The sequence below is a fragment of the Diaphorobacter sp. HDW4B genome (assembly GCF_011305535.1).
In the GTDB taxonomy this organism is placed as follows: Bacteria; Pseudomonadota; Gammaproteobacteria; order Burkholderiales; family Burkholderiaceae_C; genus Diaphorobacter_A.
Window position 1 is genome coordinate 3,882,181 of sequence record NZ_CP049905.1, and the last position, 25,323, is coordinate 3,907,503.

At 57.9% G+C, this 25,323-nt stretch carries 21 protein-coding genes; 18 read left to right on the forward strand and 3 right to left on the reverse strand.

Annotated elements, in window-relative coordinates:
• Positions 1-3: 3 nt before the first annotated feature.
• Complete coding sequence (locus G7048_RS17695) at positions 4-258, reverse strand: hypothetical protein (protein WP_166069406.1); 255 nt, start codon at positions 256-258, stop codon at positions 4-6.
• Positions 259-312: 54 nt separating this feature from the next.
• Here G7048_RS17695 and G7048_RS17700 point away from each other — a divergent pair, with 54 nt between their 5' ends.
• From G7048_RS17700 to G7048_RS17730, 7 genes are all read left to right on the forward strand, one after another.
• A complete protein-coding gene (locus tag G7048_RS17700; protein ID WP_166069407.1) occupies positions 313-786 on the forward strand; it encodes a molybdenum cofactor biosynthesis protein MoaE in 474 nt (157 codons plus the stop codon).
• A 35-nt stretch (positions 787-821) separates the two neighbouring features.
• Positions 822-1,415: a hypothetical protein gene (locus G7048_RS17705; protein WP_166069408.1), complete on the forward strand. Its 594-nt coding sequence runs from the start codon at positions 822-824 to the stop codon at positions 1,413-1,415.
• Between the two features lie 244 nt (positions 1,416-1,659).
• A complete protein-coding gene (gene clpB / locus G7048_RS17710) occupies positions 1,660-4,275 on the forward strand; it encodes an ATP-dependent chaperone ClpB (RefSeq protein ID WP_166069409.1) in 2,616 nt (871 codons plus the stop codon).
• Positions 4,276-4,342: 67 nt separating this feature from the next.
• A complete protein-coding gene (locus G7048_RS17715; RefSeq protein WP_166069410.1) occupies positions 4,343-4,687 on the forward strand; it encodes a hypothetical protein in 345 nt (114 codons plus the stop codon).
• A 188-nt stretch (positions 4,688-4,875) separates the two neighbouring features.
• Positions 4,876-6,324 carry an aldehyde dehydrogenase family protein gene (locus tag G7048_RS17720; protein WP_166069411.1) on the forward strand — a complete coding sequence of 483 codons (1,449 nt, stop codon included), beginning with the start codon at positions 4,876-4,878 and terminating at the stop codon, positions 6,322-6,324.
• A gap of 194 nt (positions 6,325-6,518) precedes the next feature.
• Positions 6,519-7,043: a GNAT family N-acetyltransferase gene (locus G7048_RS17725; RefSeq protein WP_166069412.1), complete on the forward strand. Its 525-nt coding sequence runs from the start codon at positions 6,519-6,521 to the stop codon at positions 7,041-7,043.
• Positions 7,044-7,250: 207 nt separating this feature from the next.
• Complete coding sequence (locus tag G7048_RS17730; protein ID WP_166069413.1) at positions 7,251-8,258, forward strand: tRNA-dihydrouridine synthase; 1,008 nt, start codon at positions 7,251-7,253, stop codon at positions 8,256-8,258.
• Between the two features lie 15 nt (positions 8,259-8,273).
• Here G7048_RS17730 and G7048_RS17735 read toward each other — a convergent pair whose 3' ends face one another.
• The gene (locus G7048_RS17735; protein ID WP_240933019.1) at positions 8,274-10,100 is read right to left on the reverse strand and encodes a phospholipase D family protein; all 1,827 of its coding nucleotides are present in this window, start codon (positions 10,098-10,100) and stop codon (positions 8,274-8,276) included.
• A gap of 379 nt (positions 10,101-10,479) precedes the next feature.
• Between G7048_RS17735 and G7048_RS17740 the strand changes: the two genes are divergently transcribed.
• The 10 genes from G7048_RS17740 to G7048_RS17785 all read left to right on the forward strand — a co-directional run bounded on the left by G7048_RS17740 (position 10,480) and on the right by G7048_RS17785 (position 22,767).
• Positions 10,480-11,073, forward strand: a complete 594-nt coding sequence (locus G7048_RS17740; RefSeq protein ID WP_166071038.1) for a GspH/FimT family pseudopilin — start codon at positions 10,480-10,482, stop codon at positions 11,071-11,073.
• Entirely contained in the window at positions 11,055-11,714 is a 660-nt protein-coding gene (pilV, locus tag G7048_RS17745; RefSeq protein WP_166069416.1) for a type IV pilus modification protein PilV, read from the forward strand. The genes G7048_RS17740 and pilV overlap by 19 nt, the downstream gene beginning before the upstream one ends.
• A gap of 5 nt (positions 11,715-11,719) precedes the next feature.
• Positions 11,720-12,805: a PilW family protein gene (locus G7048_RS17750; RefSeq protein WP_166069417.1), complete on the forward strand. Its 1,086-nt coding sequence runs from the start codon at positions 11,720-11,722 to the stop codon at positions 12,803-12,805.
• Positions 12,806-12,820: 15 nt separating this feature from the next.
• Positions 12,821-13,567, forward strand: a complete 747-nt coding sequence (locus tag G7048_RS17755) for a PilX N-terminal domain-containing pilus assembly protein (protein WP_166069418.1) — start codon at positions 12,821-12,823, stop codon at positions 13,565-13,567.
• 53 nt (positions 13,568-13,620) lie between these two features.
• On the forward strand, positions 13,621-18,495 hold the full coding sequence (locus tag G7048_RS17760; RefSeq protein WP_166069419.1) for a pilus assembly protein: 4,875 nt from the start codon (positions 13,621-13,623) through the stop codon (positions 18,493-18,495).
• 12 nt (positions 18,496-18,507) lie between these two features.
• Positions 18,508-18,978, forward strand: coding sequence for a type IV pilin protein (locus G7048_RS17765; RefSeq protein WP_166069420.1), 471 nt, complete (start codon positions 18,508-18,510; stop codon positions 18,976-18,978).
• Positions 18,979-19,085: 107 nt separating this feature from the next.
• On the forward strand, positions 19,086-19,613 hold the full coding sequence (locus tag G7048_RS17770) for a hypothetical protein (RefSeq protein WP_166069421.1): 528 nt from the start codon (positions 19,086-19,088) through the stop codon (positions 19,611-19,613).
• A 216-nt stretch (positions 19,614-19,829) separates the two neighbouring features.
• Positions 19,830-20,504, forward strand: a complete 675-nt coding sequence (locus G7048_RS17775; RefSeq protein ID WP_166069422.1) for an RraA family protein — start codon at positions 19,830-19,832, stop codon at positions 20,502-20,504.
• A complete protein-coding gene (locus G7048_RS17780; RefSeq protein ID WP_166069423.1) occupies positions 20,501-21,454 on the forward strand; it encodes a D-2-hydroxyacid dehydrogenase in 954 nt (317 codons plus the stop codon). Before G7048_RS17775 ends, G7048_RS17780 begins: the two co-directional genes overlap by 4 nt.
• Positions 21,455-21,459: 5 nt before the next feature.
• Positions 21,460-22,767, forward strand: coding sequence for a glycerate kinase (locus tag G7048_RS17785; RefSeq protein ID WP_240933343.1), 1,308 nt, complete (start codon positions 21,460-21,462; stop codon positions 22,765-22,767).
• 9 nt (positions 22,768-22,776) lie between these two features.
• On the opposite strand, the gene G7048_RS17790 is transcribed toward G7048_RS17785, so the two are convergent.
• Positions 22,777-23,679, reverse strand: a complete 903-nt coding sequence (locus G7048_RS17790) for a LysR family transcriptional regulator (protein WP_205750287.1) — start codon at positions 23,677-23,679, stop codon at positions 22,777-22,779.
• A 196-nt stretch (positions 23,680-23,875) separates the two neighbouring features.
• Between G7048_RS17790 and G7048_RS17795 the strand changes: the two genes are divergently transcribed.
• On the forward strand, positions 23,876-25,033 hold the full coding sequence (locus tag G7048_RS17795) for a pyridoxal phosphate-dependent aminotransferase (RefSeq protein ID WP_240933020.1): 1,158 nt from the start codon (positions 23,876-23,878) through the stop codon (positions 25,031-25,033).
• Positions 25,034-25,323: the final 290 nt, after the last annotated feature.

Consider the following 25,323-nt stretch of genomic DNA (forward strand, 5'->3'; position numbering starts at 1 on the left):
CGATCAATCCGGCTTGAACAGGCGCTCGAAGCGCGCCAGATCTTCCGCGAGTTCGCAGGTGACGACCTGGCCCATCTTCCTGTCTGCCAAACGGTGCGCGGAGAACAGCGACACGCGGCCGGCGAATTCAAAGTCGGGCAGGTGAATGAGCGCGTAGGGGTACGGCACGAACTTCTGGTGCTCGAAGATCACGCGGTGCTGGTTCTGGGGCGAAGGGTAGAGCGTGTACTCGCCGGTGCTGATGGTTTGGGTCGCCATGTTTTTCAATCGATTCAATCTTCCAATGCTAGCGCTTTGGGCCACAATTCCGGCATGACTGCCCAGAAAACCAGTGTTCCCCGTGTGTCTGTACAGACCGACGACTTTGACTTGTCCGCCGAAGTAGCGGCCCTGCGTGCTGGTGATGCGCGCGTGGGCGCGGTCTGCACCTTCGTCGGCACGGTGCGTGATCGCAACGAGGGCGATGCGGTGGCGAGCATGGAGCTGGAGCACTATCCGGGCATGACGGAGAAGTCCATCGAGGCCATCATCGATCAGGCCGTCGAGCGCTTTGGGCTGTTTGGCGTGCGCGTGATTCACCGCGTCGGTCTGCTGCAGCCCATGGACCAGATCGTGCTGGTGGCGGTGACGTCCGCGCATCGCGGCATGGCGTATCAGGGCTGTGAATACATCATGGACTACCTGAAATCGCTCGCGCCATTCTGGAAGAAAGAGCAGACGCCGCAGGGCGCGCGCTGGGTGGATGCGCGGGTGAGCGACGAAGAGGCGCTGGCACGCTGGGCCTGATGTTTTTGTTTTTGAGTTGAATCGGAGTCCCTGTCGTGTTGATTGAAGCAAGCCTCGCAAAGCATTTTCTAGACCGTTACCAGACCGTGCTCGGCTATGCCGCGCTCGCCGGTGGACTGGTCAGCAAAGCGGACAAAGAAGTGAATGGTCTCGCGCTGATGCAAAAGGCGCGCAATGCGATGGCACAGGATCCTGCGCTGCTTTCCAAGGCAGTGGCGGCGATGGAAAAGGTGGGCGAGCCGTGGCCCGAAGACATGCAGCAGGCGCTTGCCAGCCTGCGCGTGGGGCACTGGGTTTACCTGCGCGACACCACGGCCTACAGCGTGTTGATGGAAACGGGTGCGCTCGAAGGCGCGTATGCCGTCAAGGCCCTGACGGAGCCGCTCAAGGACATCATGGGCGACAGCGGCGCGATCATCGATGCGGGGTTGCTGGAGTTCCACGGCCAGATCATTTGCGACGGGTTGATTGGTCTTGGCGCATGGCTGGGGCCGGGCTACCGCGGCGAATTCAACGCCACGCTGACCGAGTACCGCGCCAATGGCCTGTTCTTTCGCGACCGTCTGTTGCCAGCGCCGAAGCAAAAAGCGGCATCGCCAAAGAAGCGTTCAGCCTCCAAGCCGAAGTAAGTGGCTGATCGGTTGCTCTTTGTTTGGTAGCAATCGATGGGATGCGCGCTCTTCCTACGTTCCGGGTGCGTGGGCCGCGCAATACTTGAATCTGCAAATTCCATAGCGCCCAACGTTGCCAAAAGGCCGCGCGGGGGCGTTTGTCTGCCTGCTTTCAGACTATTGCAAGCAAAGCTCTTGAAAATTCCCCTATCGGATATCAGATATCTCGCAATGACTTCGATCCGGAGTGAAAACGAACACCATGCGAATTGACAAACTGACGACCAAATTTCAGGAAGCCCTCGCAGACGCACAATCTCTCGCGCTGGGCAACGACAACCCCTACATCGATCCCGTTCACGTGCTGACCGCCATGCTGCGTCAGCAGGACGGCCCGCGCTCGCTGCTGCAGCGCGCTGGCGTGAACGTGAACGCACTCACCACGGCGGCGGAAAACGCCGTCAAGCAACTGCCTCAAGTGCAAGGGCAGGACCAGCAGGTGCAGATCGGCCCCGATCTGAACAAGCTGCTGCAGGCCACGGAAAAAGAGGCCATCAAGCGCGGTGACCAGTTCATCGCGAGCGAGCTGTTTCTGCTCGCGCTGGCTGACAGCAGCACCAAGGCTGCCGAATTGGCCAAACAAAATGGATTGACCCGTAAAAGCATTGAAGCGGCGATTGACGCCGTTCGCGGAGGACAGACGATGGACAGTGCGGAAGGCGAAAGCCAGCGCGAAGCTCTGAAGAAATACACGCTTGATCTGACCGAGCGCGCACGCAGCGGCAAGCTCGATCCGGTGATTGGTCGTGACGACGAAATCCGCCGCGCCATCCAGGTGCTGCAACGCCGCAGCAAGAACAACCCCGTGCTCATCGGCGAGCCCGGCGTGGGCAAGACCGCCATTGTGGAAGGTCTGGCGCAGCGCATCGTGGCCGGTGAAGTGCCCGAAAGCCTCAAGGACAAGAGCGTGCTGGTGCTCGACATGGCGGGCCTGCTGGCCGGTGCCAAGTACCGTGGCGAGTTTGAAGAGCGCCTGAAGGCCGTGCTCAACGATGTGGCCAAGGAAGAGGGTCGCATCATTCTGTTCATCGACGAAATCCACACCATGGTCGGCGCAGGCAAGGCCGAAGGTGCGATGGACGCGGGCAACATGCTCAAGCCGGCGCTCGCTCGTGGCGAGCTGCATTGCATCGGCGCGACCACGCTCGATGAATACCGCAAGTACATCGAAAAGGATGCGGCGCTGGAGCGTCGCTTCCAGAAGGTGCTCGTCGAAGAGCCGTCGGTGGAAGACACGATTGCGATTCTGCGCGGCTTGCAAGTGCGTTATGAAGCCCACCACGGCGTGGACATCACCGACCCGGCCATCGTGGCTGCGGCCGAGCTGAGCGCGCGCTACATCACCGACCGTTTCCTGCCCGACAAGGCCATCGACCTGATCGATGAAGCGGCTGCGAAGGTGAAGATCGAAATCGATTCCAAGCCGGAAGAGATGGACAAGCTCGAACGCCGCATGATCCAGTTGAAGATCGAGCGCGAAGCGATGAAGAAGGAAAAGGACGAGGCTTCGCAGAAGCGCTTGGGCCTGATCGAGGAAGACCTCGGCAATCTGGAGCGCGAATACGCCGATCTGGAAGAGGTGTGGAAGTCCGAAAAGGCTGCCGCGCAAGGCTCCGAGCAGATCCGCAAGGAGCTCGACACCATCCGCATCCAGATCGAAGAGTTCAAGCGCAAGGGTGACTTCAACAAGGTGGCCGAGTTGCAATACGGCAAGCTGCCTGAGCTGGAGCGCGAGCTGAAAGCCGCCGAGAACAACGAGGCGCAAGCCGAAGGTGTGGCGGGCAAGAAGAACCGTCTGCTGCGCACGCAAGTGGGCGCGGAAGAAATCGCCGAAGTGGTGAGCCGTGCAACCGGCATTCCGGTGGCCAAGATGATGCAGGGCGAGAAGGACAAGCTGCTGCACATGGAAGCCAAGCTGCACGATCGCGTGGTGGGTCAGGACGAGGCGATCTCTGCCGTGTCCAACGCCATCCGCCGTTCGCGCTCGGGTCTGTCCGATCCGAACCGTCCGCTGGGCAGTTTCCTGTTCCTCGGCCCCACGGGCGTGGGCAAGACCGAGCTGTGCAAGGCGCTGGCGGGCTTCCTGTTCGACAGCCAGGATCACCTGATCCGCATCGACATGAGCGAGTTCATGGAGAAGCACTCCGTGGCCCGTTTGATCGGCGCGCCTCCGGGATATGTGGGCTACGAAGAGGGCGGTTATCTGACAGAAGCTGTGCGTCGCAAGCCTTACAGTGTGGTGCTGCTCGACGAAGTGGAAAAGGCGCATCCTGACGTGTTCAACGTGCTGCTGCAGGTGCTTGACGATGGCCGCCTGACCGATGGTCAGGGCCGTACCGTGGACTTCAAGAACACGGTGATCGTGATGACCAGCAACATCGGCTCGCAGCTCATCCAGAGCATGGTGGGCCAGAGTTCGGAAGACATCAAGGAAGCCGTGTGGGGCGAACTCAAGAACAACTTCCGTCCTGAGTTTTTGAACCGCATCGACGAGACCGTGGTGTTCCACGCGCTCGACGCCAAGAACATCGAATCGATTGCGCGCATCCAGCTCAAGCTGCTTGAATCGCGTCTCGAAAAGATGGATCTGCACCTCGACGTGTCGCCCGCTGCGATGGCCGAGTTGGCGAAGGTGGGTTTTGATCCTGTGTTCGGTGCTCGTCCGCTCAAGCGTGCGATTCAGCAACGTATCGAAAACCCGCTTTCCAAGTTGCTGCTGGAGGGCAAATATCCGCCAAAGAGCGTGATTCCCGTGTCCGTCGATCCAGTGAAGGACCCAGGGGTATTCGAGTTCGGCACCGCTCGCGAAGCGGCATGATGATGAAATGACGGTGAGCGATGGACGAAAGGCCTCGACTCACTGGTTTTGAAAGGTAGGAAAGATCTTGAACGAATTGCTGTCCGGTATCGCCCGTTTTGTTCTGCGCCTCGTGGTCATCGCGGGCGCGGTGGTGGTTTTCTTGAGCGTGCTCGCAGCCGCACTGCTGCTGGCGCTCGTGTGGGGTGCGCGCGCTCTGTGGGCCAAGCTCACGGGCCAGCCGATCGTGCCCTGGGCCATGCGAATGGACCCACGTTCGGGCTGGAGCACGGTGTACAACAGCACCGCTCGCTGGTCTGCTCCGCACCGTGAATCTGCCGATGATTCGGGGTTGGCGCGTGGTGCCATGCGCAGCGCTGGCCTGCGTCCTTCGCCGGACGTGACAGACGTTCAACCGCGTGAGATTCACTGACGCGCACTGACAGGGCTCTCGCGCTGATCCTCTGATCATCGTCAACAATCGCAAAACGCCGCTGAAGATTTTCTTCAGCGGCGTTTTGCTTTGTGGGCTGGATGGGACTGAACCTTGATACAAATTCTCCAAGCGACTTCGGGGTACTTCGATGGCGCGCAGCGGTGCGTCGATATGATGGTCAGTCTATGACCAGCCACACGCATCCCGAAGACATTCGCCAATTGTTTGAGCTGCAGCGTCAGGCCAGCCGGGCGCAGGTGGAGGTGCCTTTGCTGGTGCGCCGCGAACGTCTGCTGCGCCTGAAAAAGCTGCTCGACGAAAACGCGCCCGTGCTGGCTGCGGCGGTGCAGGCGGACTTCGGCATGCGCTCGCAGCGGCTCACCGAAGTGGCGGATTTCTTTGTGCTGCACGCGCAGCTCTCGCACACGCTCGGCAAGCTGGCCCGCTGGATGAAGCCACGCCGTGCGCGCACGCCGCTGTATCTGATGCCGGCGCGCGGCTTTGTGCAGACGCAGCCGTTGGGCGTGGTGGGCGTGATCTCGCCGTGGAACTATCCGGTGCAGTTGGCCCTGGGGCCTGCCATCGATGCGCTGGCCGCTGGCAATCGCGTGATCATCAAACCGAGCGAATTGACACCGCATACCTCGGCCCAGTTGGCGGTGCTGGTTTCGCAATTTTTTGCGCCCGATGAAATGTGCGTGGTGCAGGGCGATGGTGCGATTGCGGCGCTGGTAGCTTCGCTGCCGTTCGATCATCTGGTCTTCACCGGCTCCACGCAGGTGGGGCGCAAGGTGGCGCAGGCGGCAGCCGCCAATCTCACGCCGACGACGCTGGAACTGGGCGGCAAGTCGCCGTGCATCATCGATGCCGATTGCGACATGAACGATGCAGCGCTCAAGATCGCGCATGGCAAGCTGCTCAATGGCGGACAGACCTGCATCGCGCCCGACTACATCCTGCTGCCGCGCGGCAAGGAGGGCGCGTTCACAGAGGCCTATCGTGCGGCCGTCGCCAAGCTGTTTCCGTACTTTGAAGGCAATCCGGACTACGCCTCGATCATCAGCTCGCGCCATCTCGCACGCCTGCGCAACATGCTTCAGCAGGCGCAGACGCAAGGTGCGGATGTGCAGGTGATGGCGCAGCAGCCGGGCACGCCGCCACCACCGCCCACCAGCATCGGCGATGGCGTGGCGCGGCAGATGGCACCCACGCTGGTGTTTGGCGCGACGCAGGACATGCAGCTTATGCAGGAAGAAATCTTCGGGCCGATCCTGCCCGTCGTGGTCTATGACCGGCTTGACGATGCCATCACGCTGATCAACAACGGGCCAAGGCCGTTGGCGCTCTACTGGTTCGGCGGCAGCGATGCGGTGCGCGATTCGGTGCTGGCGCGCACGGTGAGCGGCGGCGTCTGCGTCAACGACACGCTGATGCACATCACGCACGACGGACTGGCTTTCGGCGGGGTGGGCGACAGCGGCTGGGGCGGCTACCACGGCGAGGCGGGGTATCTGCGATTCAGCCATCAGAAGTCGGTGCTGGTGCAGTCGCGTTTTTCGATGGGCGCGATGCTCTATCCGCCTTACGGCCCTCGTTTTGACCGTATCATGTCGCTGTTGCGCAAGCTGCTCTGAACGCCTCCCGGGATCACGCTCGGGGCTGTGTTTCATTTCAGTGCAAAACTGCTATGAACCATGTTGGCCATTTAGGCAAGCACAACGTGGAAAAAGCAGCTTGTCCGCTATGGATACAAATGAGCGCGTGAGTCGAACCCACATTTTTGCGAGAATGTTGGGTTTTTCGTTGTCTCACACGTTTTCGTTTCCTCATGTCCAGTATTCAGGTCCGTCCCGCGACACTTCGCGATGCCAAAGCAATTGCCCAGGTTCACACATCCTCTGCGTTGGAGGCTTACCGTGGGCTTGTGCCAGACGACCAGTTGAAATCCATGTCTTCGGTGGAAAAGCGTCAGGCTTATTGGCGCGAAGCCATCGAATATTGCGAGCCTCAAGTGCAGGTCGCAGTGGATGGCGACAAGATCGTTGGCTTTGTTGGTTTTGATCGCTCACGCGATGAAAAGAGCCGCCCCACCACAGGTGAAATCTGGGCCATCTACGCCTCTCCCACCCATTGGAACAAAGGCGTTGGCCTTGCCCTGTGGGATGCCGCGCGCGATGGTCTTCAGGAAGAAGGCTGCACCACCGTGACCTCATGGGTGCCGCTGCGCAATGAGCGCGCACTTCGTTTTCATGAAATGGCCGGCTTCAAGCGCGAAATGACCACAGCCAAGACGCACGTGGTTGGCGGCGTGAAGGTCGAGGAAGTTCGTCTCAAGCGACAGGTGCATGGATGACCCCCTGAGGCGCTGGCGCGCCTTCCCCCTGGAAGGGGGACGACGCCAGTGGCCCGGCAAAGCCGGTTCCACGGCGTCCCTCGCTTGGCCTGCTCCGCGGCCGTCTGAGGGGCGAGCGCGCGGGGGCGTGGGCATTGCTTCCCATGCCTGAGTGCGCGAGAGTTTCGTTGGTCTTGTTGACGTGATTGCCAACTTCTAGCATCTGCTATGCAACTGCTGCTGGCCCCGATGGAGGGGCTTCTGGATTTCGTCTTGCGCGATGTGCTGACCCGGGTGGGTGGCTCGGATCGGTGCGTGTCGGAATTCATTCGCGTCACAGGCAGGCTGATTCCCGACCACGTCTTCTATCGCTATATCCCCGAGCTGCACAACGGCAGCCGAACGCTGTCCGGCGTGCCGGTGCGTCCGCAATTGCTGGGCTCCGATTCCGAGAGCTTGGCGGAGAACGCAGCGCGACTGGCGCAGTTGGGGCCGTTCGGCGTCGATCTGAACTTCGGTTGTCCCGCCAAGGTCGTGAACCGGCATGGCGGTGGGGCCTCACTTTTGCGTGAGCCCGATCGTATTGGTCGCATCGTCGAAGCCGTGCGTCGCGCTGTGCCCGCCGACATGATCGTCTCCACCAAGATGCGCCTCGGCTACGACGACGACAGCCTCGCCATCGATTGCGCGCAGGCCATGGCGGGTGGCGGCTCGTGCGAGCTGGTGGTGCATGCACGCACCAAGGCCGACGGTTATCGTCCACCCGCATACTGGGAGCGCATCCCCGCAATCCGTGCTGCAGTCAACATCCCGGTGATCGCCAATGGCGAGATCTGGACCGTCGATGACGCGCTGCGTTGCCGCCGCGAATCGGGCTGCGGCGATCTCATGATCGGGCGCGGCATCGTGGCCGATCCCGGCTTGGCGCTCGCGATCCGTTCGGTCGATGCGGGCCATCCGCCTTCTGTCATCGTTGAGTGGGAAGACTTGGGGCAGCACATCATCCGCTTCTGGCAAATGGTGTGCGCCGACCTCGAACCCGCGCAGCGCGCCGGGCGACTCAAGCAATGGCTGAACCTGATGCGCAGACGCTTTCCAGAAGCGGAAGACGCGTTCAACCATGTGCGCACCATGCGCAATCAGCGCGACATCACCGCATGGCTCAAAACGCAGCATGGTCCATTCGAAGTGACCGAGCCCAGTCAGAAAGAAGTCGACTGGCAGTTGACGCACTGATTCTGCAGGCAGGCACTACAGCACCGAGTCGGGCACGAACGGGCCAAGCAACTTGAGCATCATCCGCAGCGGCAGACTGGTATCTGGATCGGTCGCTTCCTCTTTCAGATCGCTGCCCAGTGGCGGCTTCCAGACCAGTTCGCCGTTCTCCAGCACCACGCGCCATGAGCCGTGCGTGAGTCCTTGCTCGATGAGCTGTGTGGTCTCTTTCGACAATTTCTTGCTGCGCACCAGTACCGCGATTTCCGTGTTCTGCAGCTTGGATCGCTGATCGAGATTCATCGATCCAATCACCGTCAACTGGCCATCGAGCACCAGCACTTTCGAGTGCAGCATCATGCGCTGCGCCTGCGGTGTGGCACTGCCTGTGCTCCCCATGCCAAAGGCCGCGCGCAGATTGCTGGGATCGCTGTCCAGCTCGAACAGCTCCACGCCATTCTTCAGCAACTGCTCGCGGTAGCGCGCATAGCCGATGTGCGCGACAGGTGCATCGTTGGACGCGAGCGAGTTCGTCAGTATGCGCACACGCACGCCGCGATCAACCGCCGCCTTGAACGTCGCCATCATGCGCTCACCTGGCACGAAGTAGGGCGAAACGACCAGCAGATCCTTGTGCACATAGTCGATCAGACTGATGAGCCCATCGACCACCGAATCCGGCATGACAGCGGGCGGCATTGCGCTGCTGGATGCCTTCTTGTCGTTGGTCGCCGCCACACCACGACTGCCGCCATTCGGCCCCTGCAAGGTCTTCGCCGCATGCTGGCTTGCCACGGTCGACGCGCGCGCAGTCATCGGATCGGTCTGCCCATCCGCATCCACCGCCGGAATCTTGCCCGGCTTGTCCGCCAGCATGATGGCGTTGGCCCAGATCAGCGGCATCTTGCGCAGATCGAGCGCCTTCATGTCCCACGCCTGCGCTCGCTGTTCCTTGGTGACCGTGTCGCCAGTGCGTGGTCGCGACTCGCCATCGGGCAGTTGTGGCCTGGCGCCTCCAGTACTGCGCGCAGACTCCGATGATGATGATGACGACGACGACGGGCTGCCCTGCGACTCCGCATTGCTTTGCATCGCATCGGCGTTGTGTGACGCCTCATCCCGTTGGGTGAACTCCGCACGCATCCGATCCAGATCTTTCTTGTCGACCAGCGACTGCACCGGATACGCACGCTTGTCGTTCCAGTACTCGTCAAAACTGCTCGACAAATCCTCCACCAGCGGCCCAGCAACCAACACATCCGCATCGATGAAGTTGGACTCCGCATTCCCAAAGTACGAGTCCCCCAGATTGCGCCCACCCATCACGCCCATCACGTTGTCCGCCAGAAAAAGCTTGTTGTGCATGCGCTGCTGCGCCCGCTGAAAATCCGTCGCCGCGTGCCACATGCGACTCACAGGGTTCTCCCGATCACCGGGCAGCGGATTGAACATCCGCATCTGTACATTCGGCACAAACGCCATGCGCATCACCAACGCATTGCGCCCCGTGCCATGAAAATCATCGAGCAGAATCCGCACCCGAACCCCACGCCGCGCAGCATCCACAATCGCACGCATCAACCTCCCCGTACTCGCATCTGCATGAATCGCGTAGTACTGTAGATCCAGCGACTGCCTGGCGTTTTCCACCAACGCCAAGCGACTGCCATACGCAGTCTGCGGCCCGGTCAGCAACATGAAACCGGAGGCGGATGTGCCTGCTTTGTTTTCTTTTTGTTTGCGCGCTTGGGTGATTTGCGCGAGCTGTGAATCAGCCACAGGCTTGGCAGCGGTGGAGATGGGGCGGTCTACGTTGGTGGGGAGTTTGGGGGAGGCGCAGCCGGTGAGGAGGGCTGCTGTCAACGTCAGTACCCACAAAAGGGCTGGTGGGATCAACCTCTCGATGAATCGAACAAGTAGAAGAGCGGCGGCAGCGTGTAAGTGCATGGATGCAGTTCGAGTGGGGCAAGTTACAGCATCTCTATTGAGCATCTTCGAATGGGCCATCCTGAATTTCCACAAGAGCCTTCTTCAGCACTGAATGGTGCATTGTCGTGTGAGCATGGCCCTTTGGTTGATGGACTGCTGAGCCCAGGCGGTGAATTGGGATTTCTCCTACATCGTGGCGGCCTCCATATGCAAACGGCTCAATGGGCTTGATCGACTGGCGAACTGGACTAGCGGTGAGCACGAGGTGACATGCGGTTTCTTGATGTCTCATTTAGTAACCATAATCACGAGCATGGATACATACCGCCCAGCTCCGCGCATTCTGCATGCCAGAGGGTTCACATTGATCGAGTTGCTGGTCACATTGGCTATTGCGGCCATATTGAGCATGCTGGCTGCGCCTTCTCTGAAAGAGTTCATTGTCCGCAGCAGGATGGATAACGTGGCAAATGAGTTTTCCGGGGCTGTACAGCGTGCACGCAACGAAGCGGTTGGGAGAAATGTGTGTGCCTCCATATGCTTGAGTACCAATGCTTCAGGCAGTGCTCCTCAATGCGCCGCTTCTGCGACTGACTGGCAACAAGGGTGGATTGTTTTTTTGAATCCAACTTGTGATGGCAGCGTGACTAAGCCTGCCCTCGCGGATGTCGTTTTGGCAAGAGTGTCTACCGATGAAAGCATACATCTCAAGAACGACGATGACGCTTATCTGCTCTTCAATGCCAGAGGAAATCCTTCGCTGAGCGCTGCGCGCATCTTCAAGCTGACATATGGCGAAAGTGATAACGACCCTATGAATCTACGATTCGGCAAAAACATTTGTCTGGATAGCATGGGGCGAACCAGATTCATTCCGAGGGACAAAACATGCGCAACATACAACTGAGAGCAGGGCACATACGCACTCAGATGCGTGGCGTGACGTTGGTTGAAATGATGATCGCGATTCTGGTTCTTGCGGTAGGCTTGCTTGGCATGGCTGGGCTGCAAGCCGCAACGTCTAAGTACAAGATCAATACATGGGCTCGCGCATCTACTGCGACGCTCTTGTCTGATTTGACGGAGAAGATACGGATCAATCCATTCATGGCCGGTCCAGGTTTCACGGATCCATTGCTTGCAGACCAGCCGTCAACTCTGTCCAAATTTGTCGTTGCTGATGATTGGTCGAAACAGCAAGCAGATGCCCTGTCTGTCAGCACGAACTGTGCGGCAAATGCGTGCACCGAATCAGAACGTGCTGCTTACGATCTCGTCATATGGCGCCAGAATGTGCGTGCTTTGCTCCCTCAGGGAGCTGCCATGATCGAGGGAGGGCGAGCAACCGGTGTGCTACTCACGTTGATGTGGTTCGATAAAGAGCAAGCGGCAGCGACGGCTTCGTCAGATCCTTTGGCTCGCAAGCTGGAAAAGGCTCCGATCTGCTCTTCCAACACTCCAGTTGGCATGGCTGAACAGTCCTGCTGCCCCGAAAAGGCCGCTGCTCCAGCCGGTGTCAAGTGCGCACGTTTTCGCTTTGTCCCTTGAGCGCCATGCAATATCCATCTCATTCGCATCAGCGCGGCTTCTCTCTCGTCGAGTTGATGATCGCAATGGCAATAAGCCTCGTCATTATTGCCGGTGCGGCATACGTATATCTGGCGTCGCGCGAAGGTCAGCGCTCGCTTGACCGCACAAGCGGCAGTCGCGAAGCCGGAGTCTTCGTGCTGCAGACGATTGGTCGGGATCTCATGAATGCGGGTTTCTATCCTGCGACGATCTTGCCTTTTGAAAAAAATGATCCTTACTACTCGGCAACGCAGTTTGGGATGTTCAATGGCTACTACCCATACGAAAGTAGCCCTCGTGCGCCAACGGATTGGGAAGACAGTTCAACGAACTGGCCTCCAACCGCTTTCAAATCGGGCATCTTTGGGTGTGACAGTGGGCCCTTCGATACCAGCTCCAGTACCTGCACAAGTGCATCGGGCAGTGCAGATACGCTGGTGATCAATTACTTCACCAACGATACGATTGACGCGCCGGGGACGCGACGCGACTGCAGCGGCGCGAACGTCGATGCGGATCCAAGCAATGCGGAGCGAAAAAAGAATGCTACGGACGATCCGAAGTTGCCTCCTAGGCAGCCATTGTTCGTTTCGAATCGCTACACGCTAATCAGTACCAAGATGTTTGTGGATACCAGTGACATCACCACAAAGAGCCTAGCCTGCAGTGGCAATGGAAGCAATTGGCACTCAAAAGCAGCGGAATACCAGCCGATGGTGGCTGGCGTAGAAGATATGCAGTTTACCTATGGAATCTACACTTCGTACGATCCCAAGTCGACAAACAATACGCTTGCGCCAGCCAAATTTCTGACCGCAACGCAGATGGCATCAGAGGCTCCACTGAATGTCAGCGGCATTGCACTTACCGCATGGCAGCGCGTGACGGCAGTAAGGGTTTGCATTCTCACCAGAACGTTGGGCAGCAATACTCGAGTGTCTGATATGGCAGGAACCAAATCCACATACGTTGACTGCGCAGGAACAACTACCAAGCAACCCACAGGATATGCCATAGCCCGATACGAACAGATTTTTGGTGTTCGAAATGCTCTGCGGCTGAGTTACTAAGGGCAAGGAGAGCATATGCTGATCGAAACTCGAAGCGTCACATCCAAGGTCCTACAAGCTCACGCTAGCCAATGGCGTGTTTCCGAGCGTGGCGTGGCATTGGTTGTTGTCATGCTTTTCCTCATCGCCATCACTGGCATCGGCCTTTGGACCGCGCGTCAGTCCATTTTGGCCGAAGGAATGGCTCGAAATCAAACTGACCAAGCGGTGGCTTGGCAAGCTGCAGAGGCGGCCCTGCGCGATGCCGAGCGAGATTTCATGACTGCATACAGTGCTGCGGCAAGCAATGCGTCTTGCAGTCGAGGCAAGGTTGCATTGAACCCCAATGATTTCTCACAGGAGTGCAAAAAGGGGCTTTGCACCTTTCCTGATGCATCGTATGCCACAGCAAGCTGGACGGCTGCCAGCGGCACTACGTCAGAGCCGTGGTGGCCCGGCGGCAAAAGTGGGTTGTGGAATGACAAAGCGAGTACGAAGCCTGGACGAACCCCAGTCGATACCAATAACTGTGATTCGTTCACTGGAGGTGTTCCATTGGGAACGTATACGGGCACGGCCGCAATCACGGGCGTTGCACGACAGCCAGAGTACATGATCGAGTATTTCAGACGCAAAAACGTGCGAATGAATTTGGTCGAGACGCAGGTGAGTGGTCAAGGCAGCAATCCCAATGAATGGGGCGCCATGTACCGAATCACGGCACGTGGTTTTGGATATTCAGAGCGTACGCAAGTGGTCCTTCAGACCATTTTCATGCCGTGATTGATACGCAGATACCTGCTTGCAGGCATTCGCGAAGAAGTGAGGGGAATCCTATGAAATTCAGTCGTTGGACAAAGTTGAGTGGAGCCTTTGTGGGTGTCGCCGTCGTATTGTCGACAGTGCAGGCGACTCCCGTAGAGGTGTCCACGCCGCGAGCCACTATTCCACCGAATATTGTCAGCTCGTCAAACAAGCCGATGCTGATGTTGGCGACGTCAAAGGACCACACGCTGTTTGGTCCTATCTATACGGACTTTGAAGATCTGGATGGTGATGGCGTGATCGACACGACATTCAAGCCAGATTTCAAGTATTACGGATATTTCGATCCTACCAAGTGCTATACGTATACCAATAGCCGATTTGAGCCCAACGCTGTAGCGACGGTATCGACAGATGGGCGGTATGTATGCGGAGGTTCAAACCAGTGGAGTGGCAACTTCATGAACTGGGCGACCATGACTCGCCTGGACGTGATTCGCAAGATGCTCTATGGGGGAAAACGTAGTACAGACACAGCAACGGCGACCAAAGACGCCAGTGGTCTCATCACGGCAGTCACGAGTTCACTGACCGTCTTGGAGCGAACTAACCTATCGATGGACTCTCATTCTTTTGTGAAGTACTACCGAGGTACGGATATCCGCGACTACACGCCGTATACGACGGCCCAATTGACAAAAGCCACAGGCAGCAACAAGAACGTCTACGCCGGCATGAGTATTTGCAACCGCTCGACCGTTATGGGCGAAGGCGGCACTCCTGTCATACGTTTGGCCAAAGGAAACTACCGTCTTTGGGCTACGGTTGAAGGAACGGTCTGCGAATGGGGGGTAGGTGTGCTTGGCAAGAAGCTTGGCCGCTACTATCTTGACGCGGACAAAGGCAATGGGGGGATTTCCCACGAGGTGGATCCACCAGACGGTACCAAGGACAGTGTTACTGGCGCAACTGGCACCTCCGAGCTGAATGTGCGGGTACAAGTATGCAGCCCATCCATGCTAGGTGAGGAGCGCTGCATGGCAGTGCCCGCCAACCTTACATCGAACTATAAGCCTTATGGTATTTTCCAGGAATTCGGCTTGGCCGCCAGTGCGTCGGTTTCGGCGCGTGCGGAATTCGGTGTTCTGACAGGCAGTTATGACAAGAACACGAATGCGGGTGCGTTGCGCAAGCGGATGGGGGATTTCTCCGATGAGATTAACATCGACACAGGCGTCTTTTGCCACAGCGCCAGCGGCGTATGCAGTGGAAACACGGCAGATGGTCGAGCGAAAGGGAGCGGCGCCATCAAATCGATTGACAGCTTTGTTCTCTATGGGCGAGTCGCTGCAGACTATGGAAGTGACAAACCACTCCCTAAAGATTTGAGCGATGGGACACTGCCTGCGTGGGGGAATCCGATAGGGGAAATGGTGGTGCAGGCTCTGCAGTACTACGCAGGGGTGTCACAGACCAATGCACCTGCCAAAACCAAAGACGAGAGCAAAGGCCTTGTCGTGCAGGATTGGAATGACCCACTGTCGAACGATAATGCCGTACGCCGCGGCCTTTTTGGAAATTCGGTTTGCAGGCCGATGTACACGATGGCGTTGTCCAGCAGTGCATTGAGTTTTGACGGTGCCACCAAGACAGGTGGAGCTGATTCGCAAGCTTCCACTGCATTCAACACGCTTGTCAACAAGTCAGGCTCTATAGCCCAATACACGGACAAAATTGGCGTTGCCGAAGGCATCAACGGTACGGTCAGATCGATTGGTACGGTTGACGGAACATTTGGTCAATCGTGCTCGAGCAAGACACTCGGTCAGCTTTCTCTTGCATCTGGTGTATGTCCAGATGCACCTGGCATGGGCGGCACCTACCAGGTGGCAGGAGCGGCGTTGTATGCCAACACTGCCAAAATTCGCAATCTCACGACACCTCCTCCCGATATCCAGACAGTACAGGATGCGTTGAAGGTGAAGACACTGGCCGCTTCGCTTTCAGGTGGTGCAGCGCGTATTGAAGTTCCCATTCCTGGCACATCCCCTACCAAGTATGTCTACATCACGCCAGAGAGTTTGTGGAACGGAGGCGGAAACAAGCAGATGCCCGGGGCACTGTTGACGTTTGCCTCAATCAGCTCGGGCACTCATCCATCGACGAACATGCCCTATGGTGCATTCGTCGTGACATGGAACGATGCGCAATTGGGTGGTGACTACGACATGGATATTGCCGGATTCATTCGATACGACGTAGAGCGTGCGACTACAGCCAAACCCAGCCCGACGGGATACAACATCAAAATCACGACGGACATCTTGAATGTCGGTGCGGGTGACACCGGGACCCATGGTTTCAGCGTGATGGGGACGAATCGCGACAAGCGGTATCTGACACACCGACATATGAATAGCGATGCCATCATGGCCGGCGCGGAAGGCGAATTGCAGTGCTTGCAAAGCACTGCGGGCGCTTCACGTTGCAACGTGAGTTCGGCTTGGAACGTCATTCGTGATGCCGATTACCCCTACAGCGAAACATTTCAGATGATTGGCGTGGATAACGTGCTTGTGCAAGATCCATTGTGGTATGCCGCCAAGTACGGCTATTTCACATCGAGCACCCGCAGCTCCAGCGGGACTTATACCGATCTGTCAATGCCTCCAAACAAGGAGTCGTGGGATCGCTTGAAGGCTGATGGAACTTCGGGAAGTGATGGCGTTCCAGATGGCTACTTTCTCGCTCGTCGCCCGGACATTCTGGAGACTCAATTGCGCAAGGCTTTGGATGCATTGGTCAAGTCATCCAATGCTGCCCCCGCTATTTCCTCCGCGCAGTTCATTACCGATGAATTCAAGTACGTAGCGAAATTCGACGCGGCATCCGTTTCGGGAACCTTGGAGGCCTATAAGATCAACAGCGAAGGCTATTTTGATCCTCTCTATACATGGGAAGCGGGCAAGCTTCTCTATGACACGCACTCCAATAGCCAAGGTGGATCCCGAGAAATCATCACCAACGCTGCGGGTGCGGGTGTGGCTTTCCGTTGGGGGGCTGTGGGCACGGCATATCAGACACAGATGACAACGGCGAGCACTAACGTAGTCTCCACTGCCAATGCTCAGCATGTGCTGAATTACATACGCGGCAATCAAACACTTGAAGGTCCCAATGGACTCCGCGCGCGCGAATCCAATCTACTGGGACCACTGGTGAACGGCACACCTTGGCTGCAGACAGCACCAAGCGCGGCATTCTATGGCTCCGGCTACAAGGGCTATTCAACGTTCTATAACGACAACAAGGATCGCAAGCAATTGTTGTGGGTGCCATCAAATGACGGAATGCTGCATGCCTTCAATGCAAAGACCGGCGCTGAGGTATTTGCTTATGTACCAGGCGTGCTCGCCAATCGCTTGGCCGAAATTCCATTGCAGCGCGGAACCACTGCGCGTACGCGTATCAATGGTGTCAACTTTACAACCAACGATGTGGAGAGCAAGCCAGATGGTATCGTCTGGGCGTATGTGGATGGCAGCCCCTTCGTGGCTGATGTAAACATTGGCACGAGTGCCAACGAGGACGACAACAAGGACAAGTGGCGCTCCTACTTGTTTGGGGCATTGGGTCGGGGCGGCAAGGCAATTTACGCGCTCGACGTGTCCGATGTGGGCTCATTGACGGAGACCAATGCTTCGAGCGTGTTCAAGTGGCAATTCACGTCTGATGATGATGCTGACCTCGGCTACATCATCAGTGACACAACACTGCACACGGTATCCAATCAGGCACTTCCGGTTGTAAGGCTCAACAACGGAAAATATGCGGTAATGTTCGGGAATGGGCAGAAATCTGCGAGCGGCAAGGCTGTGCTGTACATCCTCTACGTTCAGGGCCCCAACAATGGCAATTGGACTGGTCAGTACAAGAAAATCGTGGCTGATGCGACCTTGGGTAACAATGGGTTGTCTACTCCACGTTGGGAGGACTACGACGGCGATGGCATTGCCGATGTGGCCTATGCAGGAGACCTGCAAGGCAATATGTGGAAGTTCAACCTCTCCGGAGCAGATGACACCGCATGGGATGTTGCCTACAAGGGCAACAACAACGCCAATAAACCGTTGTACAGAGCTACAACGACGGTAAGTGGAGTGACCAAGGGGCTTCCCATCACGACAGCGCCTGTGCTGTTGTACATGGGCAAAGGAGGTTTGCTCGTGAACTTTGCGACCGGCAATGCGTTTGAGACACCCGACTTCGCGACTGGCATGACTTACCGGGTTTACGGTATTTGGGACCGCACGGGGCTGAACGTGTCGCGTGACTTGCCTTCGGGTACTTCGACACTGGTCTCCAGAACGGCTTCTCGTGGTTCCGGCGGCGTGGTGACGCTGACAGGTGACGTCATTGATTGGACGACCAAGGATGGCTGGTATTGGAATTTCCCCGTGACACAAGAGTCCGTTCTCTCCAATCCGTCGTTGAATGCAGGCGTATTTTCCTTTGTGACCGTACGCCCCATTACGGCCGACGAAGCAGCAGTGGCATGCAATGCAACTCCCAACGCAACGCTGTATACCGTTGATCCGATTTCAGGCAAAGCGGAGCGCAATAGTCAGGGGGCAGTGACAGTTGGCAGCGATAAGGTACTGGTTGCTGGCTCTAACTTTCAGGATCAGAAAGTGTCCTATGCCTCGAACAATCCGTCGAGAGGGCGCACCAAAGTCACAGTGAATTGCACGCGTGGCACGGAAGGGTGCAAATGTGATGGAGACGGTCAGGATGCAAACTGCACCAAGCAAGAGGCAATCTGTGGCCCAGGCCAACGTTCATTCATCACGTTGGGTGGCACATCTGACGCTGTGATCTGCTATAGCTCGACGCCACGCATGCATTGGCGCGAAATTCCAGGCATTCGGACGTTGACTCCCGAATAAAGAGACGTATTCATGAAGAACAGAAAATCACAAAGTGGCTTTACGCTTATCGAGTTGATGATCGTGGTGGCGGTGATCGGAATTCTCGCTGCCGTCGCATATCCGTCTTATAAGGAGTTTGTGGCCAAAAGTCGACGTGCAGAGGCGAAGACTGTGCTGATGTCTGCTCAGCAATGGATGGAGAGGCTTTACACGGAGAGCTATCGTTACGATAAGAATAGCGTGGGTACTGCGACGAGCTCGCTGTACCCCGCACACTTGAGTCAAGCTCCGGCAGATGGTACCAAGCAGTACACGGTTGCCCTGGTGGGAAGCTCTTTGGATCGTGATACCTTCATGATAGAAGCTGTGCCATCAGGTGCCATGACGGGTGATAAGTGTGGCACCTATCAAGTGGACCAATATGGACGTAAAACGCTGAAAGCGGGCACATATCCAAGCTTTGCGAGTGAGAAGGCTGCGTTGGACTATTGCTGGAAATAATTTTTACTCGCTGGTCTCGGTTGGCCGAAAGGGTGTGGCGAGGCCGTTTTTTCCTCGCGTTTGCTCTTTCGCTGCTTCTGCATCTGGGATTGTTTTCAGTGTTGAACATGCCCAACGAAGGCCTTGACAATGCAGCGCTGAACACCAGCCGTGAGCAAGTCGTGCATGTAGAGCTGTTGAAGCAGACGGTCCCGGTACGTTTGCCAGCGGATGTCACAAAAGCCGCCCTGTCTGATCGCTCCCCACTGTCTGAGGCGGATTTGAGTGTCGCTCATACTGGCGTCGAATCGAAGAAGATATTGGCCGAGAGCAGCCATGCACCAGAGGGCGAGCGGATAAGACCAAGCGACCGGGAGTACTTTGAAAAAGGCGATCTGGACGAGTCCGCAACGCCAGTCGGTGAGTGGTATGTTTTGGCAGAGCATTGGCCGAGCGATGTCGCACGCATTGAGCTGAGAGTCTGGATATCGGCCAGCGGCACCTTGGAGCGTTGGATGGTCTTGAGTCCTCAGGACAATCTCAAGGTCGAGGCCTCGTTGGAATACTTGGGGCGAACGCTCCTCAATCCAGCGCGGCGCAATGGTCAGCCCGTAGCTAGTGTGATGGATGTGGAGCTACTTTGGGCTATTGAGTGACGGTGCGTAGTGCAGAGCGGTTTGCATTGGCCGATTCCACTGGGCTACCGCTGCGATTCTGGATAGATGGATTGTCCAAATCATCAAAAAAAGCGATGTTTTTAAAGAAAATAAATTCGCTTTTTTTCTTCCATTCCCTTTCCTACACTTTTGTCGCTGCCTCGCTGAACGGCGTGTTCACCGGGCGAGCGGAACCGAATACGAAAGTCAATGGAAATGAACGGATTTCAAATTTGCGCTCTTACCCGTCGGGTGGACTCTCAGATCGTCGAAGCGTTTCGCGTGTTGCCGGTGGCCAATGTGAGTGACTGCATGTCGCGCATGACGGCGGGTGGTGCGGGTTTGCGTCCGTATCACTCCACGGGCGTGCTGGCGGGCCCGGCGTTCACGGTGAAGACCCGGCCTGGCGACAATCTGATGATCCACAAGGCGCTGCACATGGCCAAGCCGGGTGATGTGATCGTGGTGGATGCGGGCGGCGATGTGACCAATGCGCTGATTGGCGAGTTGATGGTGGCTACTGCCGTCAAGAACGGTATCGCCGGTTTTGTGATGAACGGTGCGATCCGTGATGTGGATGCGATTGGGGCGGGGGCGTTCCCGGTCTACGCAGCGGGTGTCACGCATCGCGGGCCTTACAAGGATGGTCCTGGTTCCATCAATGTGCCGATTTCGCTGAATGGCATGGTGATCAATCCCGGTGATCTGATTTTGGGCGATGCGGATGGTCTGCTGTGCGTGCCGATCGATGAGGCCCAAGCTCTGCTGGAGGCCACGCGTCGCAAGCAAGACGCTGAGAAGGTGACGATTCGCGAAATTGAAGAAGGCACTCTGGACAAGAAGTGGATCGATGCGACGCTCAAGCGTTTGGGTGTTGAGGTTCCGGCATGAAGATCAGCTTTCTTGACCGCGCGACGCTGTGCCCGAGCACCGTGCTGCGCGCTCCGGCGTTTGCGCATGAGCTGGCGGTGCATGAGCGCACAGCGCCCGCAGATGTGGCTTCGCGCATTGCGGATGCGGACATTGTCATCGTCAACAAGGTGCGATTGGATCGCGCAACGATTGAAGCGGCTACGTGTTTGAAGATGGTGGCCGTGGCTGCGACCGGCACCGACAACGTGGATGTAGTGGCCTGTCGCGAGCGCGGCATTGTGGTGAGCAATATCCGCAACTACGCAGTGAACACGGTGCCCGAGCACACGTTTGCGCTGATCTTCGCTTTGCGCCGCAGCATCTGCGCGTATCGCGATGCGGTGAAGGCGGGGCGCTGGATCGAGGCGAGCCAGTTCTGCTTTTTTGATTATCCGATTCGCGATCTGGCGGGTTCCACGCTGGGTGTGATCGGTGACGGCGTGCTGGGTCAGGCGACGGCTGCGATGGGGCGTGCGCTCGGCATGCGCGTGCTGTTTTCGGGCTTCAAGGGTGTGACGGGGCAGGGCACGCTCTACACGCCGTTCGAGGAAACGCTGGCGCAGTCGGATGTGCTCACGCTGCATTGCCCGCTCACGCCGGCCACGCGCAACATGATTGGTGCGCCGGAGTTTGCGTTGATGCGCAAGAAGCCGCTGCTGATCAACACGGCGCGCGGTGGTCTGGTGGATGAGTCTGCGATTGGCGCGGCGCTCGACGCCGGGCAGATCAGCGGCGCGGCGTTCGATGTGGTGTCGGTGGAGCCGCCGCCCATGGATCATCCGCTGATGCAACTGGCGTCGCGTCCCAACTTCATTCTCACGCCGCATGTGGCGTGGGCGAGCGAAGAGGCGATTCAGACTTTGGCCGATCAATTGGTGGACAACATCGAAGCATTTGTGCGTGGCGAGCCACGCAACATAGTGGGCTGAAGATGATGATGGCAATGACCGATCCGCGCGCGTTTCTGGTTCAGCTTTATGAAGCGGCAGTGCAGCGAGCCTTGCCGTTGGCGAACATGGCGGCCTTCTTGCCGCAGCCGCCAAAAGGGCGCACGGTGGTCGTCGGCGCGGGCAAGGCCGGTGCTTCGATGGTCCACGCGCTGGAGGCGCTGTGGCCGCTGAATGCGCCGCTTTCCGGATTGGTGGTGACGCGTTACCACCACGTCCCGCCGCGTCCCGAAGGTTTGAGCGAGCGCGTGGAAATCGTAGAGGCCGCACATCCCGTGCCGGATGCGGCAGGCTTGAATGCGGCCGAGCGCATCCTGCAGTTGGTGCAAGGCTTGAGCGAGGACGATCTCGTCATCTGCCTGATCTCCGGCGGCGGCTCGTCCTTGCTGACCTTGCCTGCGCAAGGGCTCACGCTTGCGGACAAGCAGCGAATCAATCAACAACTGCTGGCCTCAGGTGCCGACATTGCCGAGATGAACTGCGTGCGCAAGCATCTCTCGCGCATCAAGGGTGGTCGCTTGGCTGCTGCGTGCGGCGCTGCGAAAGTGGTGACGCTTGCGATCAGCGACGTGCCTGGAGACGATCTTTCGGTGATCGCAAGCGGGCCGACGGTTGCTGATGCCAGCACCTGCGCGCAAGCATTGGCGATTCTGGATCGTTACCGCATTGATGTGCCGGACGAGGTCCGTGCGAGGCTTGTGAGCGGAGAACTTGAAACGCCCAAGCCCGGCGATGCGGCGTTTGATGGGCATGAGTGCCATCTCATCGCCACGCCACAGCAATCGCTGCAAGCTGCGGCGCAAGTGGCGCGCGATGCGGGGTATGCGATGCATATCCTCAGCGACGAAATCGAAGGCGAATCGCGGGAAGTGGGCAAGGTGCATGCGGCGCTTGCGCGTTCCGTCGCTTTGCGCGGCGAGCCGTTCGCCAAGCCTTGCGTGATTCTGTCGGGTGGAGAGACAACCGTGACGGTGCGCGAACGACAGGCCGGTGCCGCCAAGGGGCGAGGCGGCCGTGCGGGCGAGTTCTGCATGGGGCTGGCCGTTGCGCTCAAATCCGAAGCCAATGTGTGGGCGCTTGCGGCCGACACGGATGGCATCGACGGCGTGGAAGACAACGCAGGCGCATTCGTCACGCCAACCACCTTGCAGCGCGCGGCAGAGCAGGGTGCGCGCATTGCAGATCATCTGGATCGCAATGATGCCTACGGCTACTTTGAATTCATCGACGACTTGTTCTTCACAGGGCCGACCCATACCAACGTGAACGATTTCCGCGCGATTCTCGTGCTTTGAACGACGTCCTTACGTTGTCTGCAAAGCACGCGAGAAGTCGCAGCATTCCTGAGCGAGCAGGATGATGGAGGAGATCAGCGTGCTGCGTTGATCGCTCTTGAATGCCGCGACGTAGTTGGTCTTGGGGAGCGTGGGCGAGATCTTGAGCACTTCCAGCAAGTTGGATTGCACCAGCGGCTCCACGCTTTGCCGGGGCAGATAACTGAAGCCCAATCCTGACACGGTCATGCCGATGATGGCGAGCAGGCTGTTGCAGACGATGGTGTTGGATGGCTGCATGTTCACCGAACTCAGCCACTGGTTGTAGAGCACGCCTGTTCCCGACTTGTCGCCCTGCGTGAGAAACGTGTGCGACGACAGATCGTGCAGACGCTTGACCTTCATGCCATCGAAGGTGCCGGGCTTGCACATCCAGGCGTTTTCAACCACGCCCAGCCGCTTGGTGGTGAAGCGTTCATCCTTGCACGAATCGGGCACGAAGATCACATCGACCTCGTTGGCGAGCAGCTTGTCGCGCAGGATCATGCTCATGTCCACATCGGGCTCCAGCACCACGCGCGGGTGATGGGTCTGCACCAGATTCACGAGGCGCGGCAGCCAGGTCATTGCGGTGAGTTCGGTCACGCCGATGCGCAGGCGGCGCACCACTTCCTGCGACGAGATGAACTGATTGACCGCCGCGTCGCGCTGCTCCAGCAGCTTCTTGGCCACCACGTACATCTCCTCGCCTTTTTCGGTGAGGCGAGAGGTGCGCTGCGTGCGGTCGAACAGCGGCATGTTGAACAGCGTCTCCAGCTCCTGAACACGCTTGGAAATGGCGGACTGCGTGGTGTGCAGCTTGTCGGCAGCCTGCGAGAAACCGCCGAGCTGGGTGACCCAGTAGATCGCTTCGAGCTGCTTGAAAGTCATCATGGTGCGGGCCTTCGGGTTATCGATGATGTGATCGAAAAATGTGATGCAATTTTATTCATAAATATCGCTTTTTTTTATTGCTCGATGCATGAAGAATGCCATGAATGCTCACGGTACATCAGTGGGCCACATTCATCACTTAAAGGACTGCATCTTGTTTTCTGAACGTCTTGCCTCTGTGAAACCTTCTCCAAGCATGGCAGCCAAGGCCAAGGTCGACGCGCTGCGCGCCCAGGGCCGCAAGGTGATCGACTTCACGATTGGAGAGCCCGATTTCGACACCGCGCCGCACATCATCGAAGGCGGCATCAACGCCCTCAAGAGCGGCCAGACGCGCTACACCGCATCGGCCGGAACGCCTGCGCTGCGCGCCGCCATCGCACGCAAGCTCGAACGCGAAAACCAACTGAGCTTTCGCCCCGAAGAGATCGTCGTGGGTTGCGGTGCCAAGCACATCATCTACAACGCGTTCGCAGCGTCCTTGAATGAAGGTGATGAAGTGATCGTGCCCGCACCGTTCTGGGTGTCGTACCCCGACATGGTGGCGCTGCAGGCGGCCAAGCCCGTGATCGTGCCATGCAGCGAGGAAAGCGGCTTCAAGCTCTCTGCCGACGCGCTGGCCAAGGCCATCACGCCACGGACGCGCTGGGTGATTCTGAACACGCCCAACAACCCCACGGGTGCCGTCTACACGCGCGAAGAACTCGAAGCCATCTGCAATGTGCTGCGTGCTTATCCGCAGGTCTGGTTGATGACCGACGAGATCTACGAGCACTTCGTCTACAACGGTGTGAAGCATGTGTCTCCGCTGCAGATCGCTCCCGATCTGCGTGACCGCACGCTGCTGGTCAACGGTCTGTCCAAGGCTTATGCCTTCACGGGTTGGCGCATTGGTTATGGTGCGGGTCCGGTGGAACTGGTCAAGCGCATCAATCTGCTGCTCACGCAAAGCACTACCTGCGCAAGCGCCATGAGCCAGGCGGCTGCAGTCGTCGCGCTCGATGGCCCGCAGGAATGCGTGGCAGAAGCCTCACGACTGTTCGAGTCGCGCCGTGATCGGGTGATGGAACTGATCGCACAGATTCCAGGCCTGAGCTGCGTGCAACCCGATGGTGCGTTCTATGTTTTCGTGAATGTGCAGAAGTTGCTGGGTTTGAAGACGGCTGCAGATAACGTGCTGCAAAGCGATGTCGATGTGATGAACTTCTTCATCGAGCAAGCGGGTGTTGCGGTGATCGATGGAACGTCTTACGGAAGCCCCGGATTCCTGCGCATGTCGTTCGCCACGTCGATGGAAGAAATCGAAGCCGGCTTTGCTGCCATCGGCCACGCAGTGGCGGCTTGCAAAGCCTGAATTGGCATGGAAAGTGCATGAAAATAGGGGTGTCGCGAAGCAGGCATAGCAGTGCAACAAAGCAGTGCATGCATGAGGAAAATGGGCGACAACCCTCCGATGTTGGTGATTCGTGCCCTCGATGCGGCATGTTGTCCCACAAATCGCCGTGAAACGGGCGTACAGACTTCGTTTGGCAATCCGTTGCGCGAGTGAAGTTCTGCACACCAAGGCAAGAGATGACATTCAAAGCATGAGAACCGATTTCCATATTTTTTGTTCACGAGCGGGCACGAAAGCGCCGAGTCTTG

Coding starts and splice junctions, on each gene's coding strand:
- G7048_RS17700 (WP_166069407.1), top strand. CDS start 313: ATGACTGCCCAGAAAACCAGTGTTCCCCGTGTGTCTGTACAGACCGAC.
- G7048_RS17795 (WP_240933020.1), top strand. CDS start 23,876: ATGGCAGCCAAGGCCAAGGTCGACGCGCTGCGCGCCCAGGGCCGCAAG.
- G7048_RS17775 (WP_166069422.1), top strand. CDS start 19,830: ATGAACGGATTTCAAATTTGCGCTCTTACCCGTCGGGTGGACTCTCAG.
- clpB (WP_166069409.1), top strand. CDS start 1,660: ATGCGAATTGACAAACTGACGACCAAATTTCAGGAAGCCCTCGCAGAC.
- G7048_RS17725 (WP_166069412.1), top strand. CDS start 6,519: ATGTCCAGTATTCAGGTCCGTCCCGCGACACTTCGCGATGCCAAAGCA.
- G7048_RS17740 (WP_166071038.1), top strand. CDS start 10,480: ATGGATACATACCGCCCAGCTCCGCGCATTCTGCATGCCAGAGGGTTC.
- G7048_RS17765 (WP_166069420.1), top strand. CDS start 18,508: ATGAAGAACAGAAAATCACAAAGTGGCTTTACGCTTATCGAGTTGATG.
- G7048_RS17695 (WP_166069406.1), bottom strand. CDS start 258: ATGGCGACCCAAACCATCAGCACCGGCGAGTACACGCTCTACCCTTCG.
- G7048_RS17780 (WP_166069423.1), top strand. CDS start 20,501: ATGAAGATCAGCTTTCTTGACCGCGCGACGCTGTGCCCGAGCACCGTG.
- G7048_RS17760 (WP_166069419.1), top strand. CDS start 13,621: ATGAAATTCAGTCGTTGGACAAAGTTGAGTGGAGCCTTTGTGGGTGTC.
- G7048_RS17730 (WP_166069413.1), top strand. CDS start 7,251: ATGCAACTGCTGCTGGCCCCGATGGAGGGGCTTCTGGATTTCGTCTTG.
- G7048_RS17755 (WP_166069418.1), top strand. CDS start 12,821: ATGCTGATCGAAACTCGAAGCGTCACATCCAAGGTCCTACAAGCTCAC.
- G7048_RS17770 (WP_166069421.1), top strand. CDS start 19,086: ATGCCCAACGAAGGCCTTGACAATGCAGCGCTGAACACCAGCCGTGAG.
- G7048_RS17785 (WP_240933343.1), top strand. CDS start 21,460: ATGATGGCAATGACCGATCCGCGCGCGTTTCTGGTTCAGCTTTATGAA.
- pilV (WP_166069416.1), top strand. CDS start 11,055: ATGCGCAACATACAACTGAGAGCAGGGCACATACGCACTCAGATGCGT.
- G7048_RS17720 (WP_166069411.1), top strand. CDS start 4,876: ATGACCAGCCACACGCATCCCGAAGACATTCGCCAATTGTTTGAGCTG.
- G7048_RS17750 (WP_166069417.1), top strand. CDS start 11,720: ATGCAATATCCATCTCATTCGCATCAGCGCGGCTTCTCTCTCGTCGAG.
- G7048_RS17790 (WP_205750287.1), bottom strand. CDS start 23,679: ATGATGACTTTCAAGCAGCTCGAAGCGATCTACTGGGTCACCCAGCTC.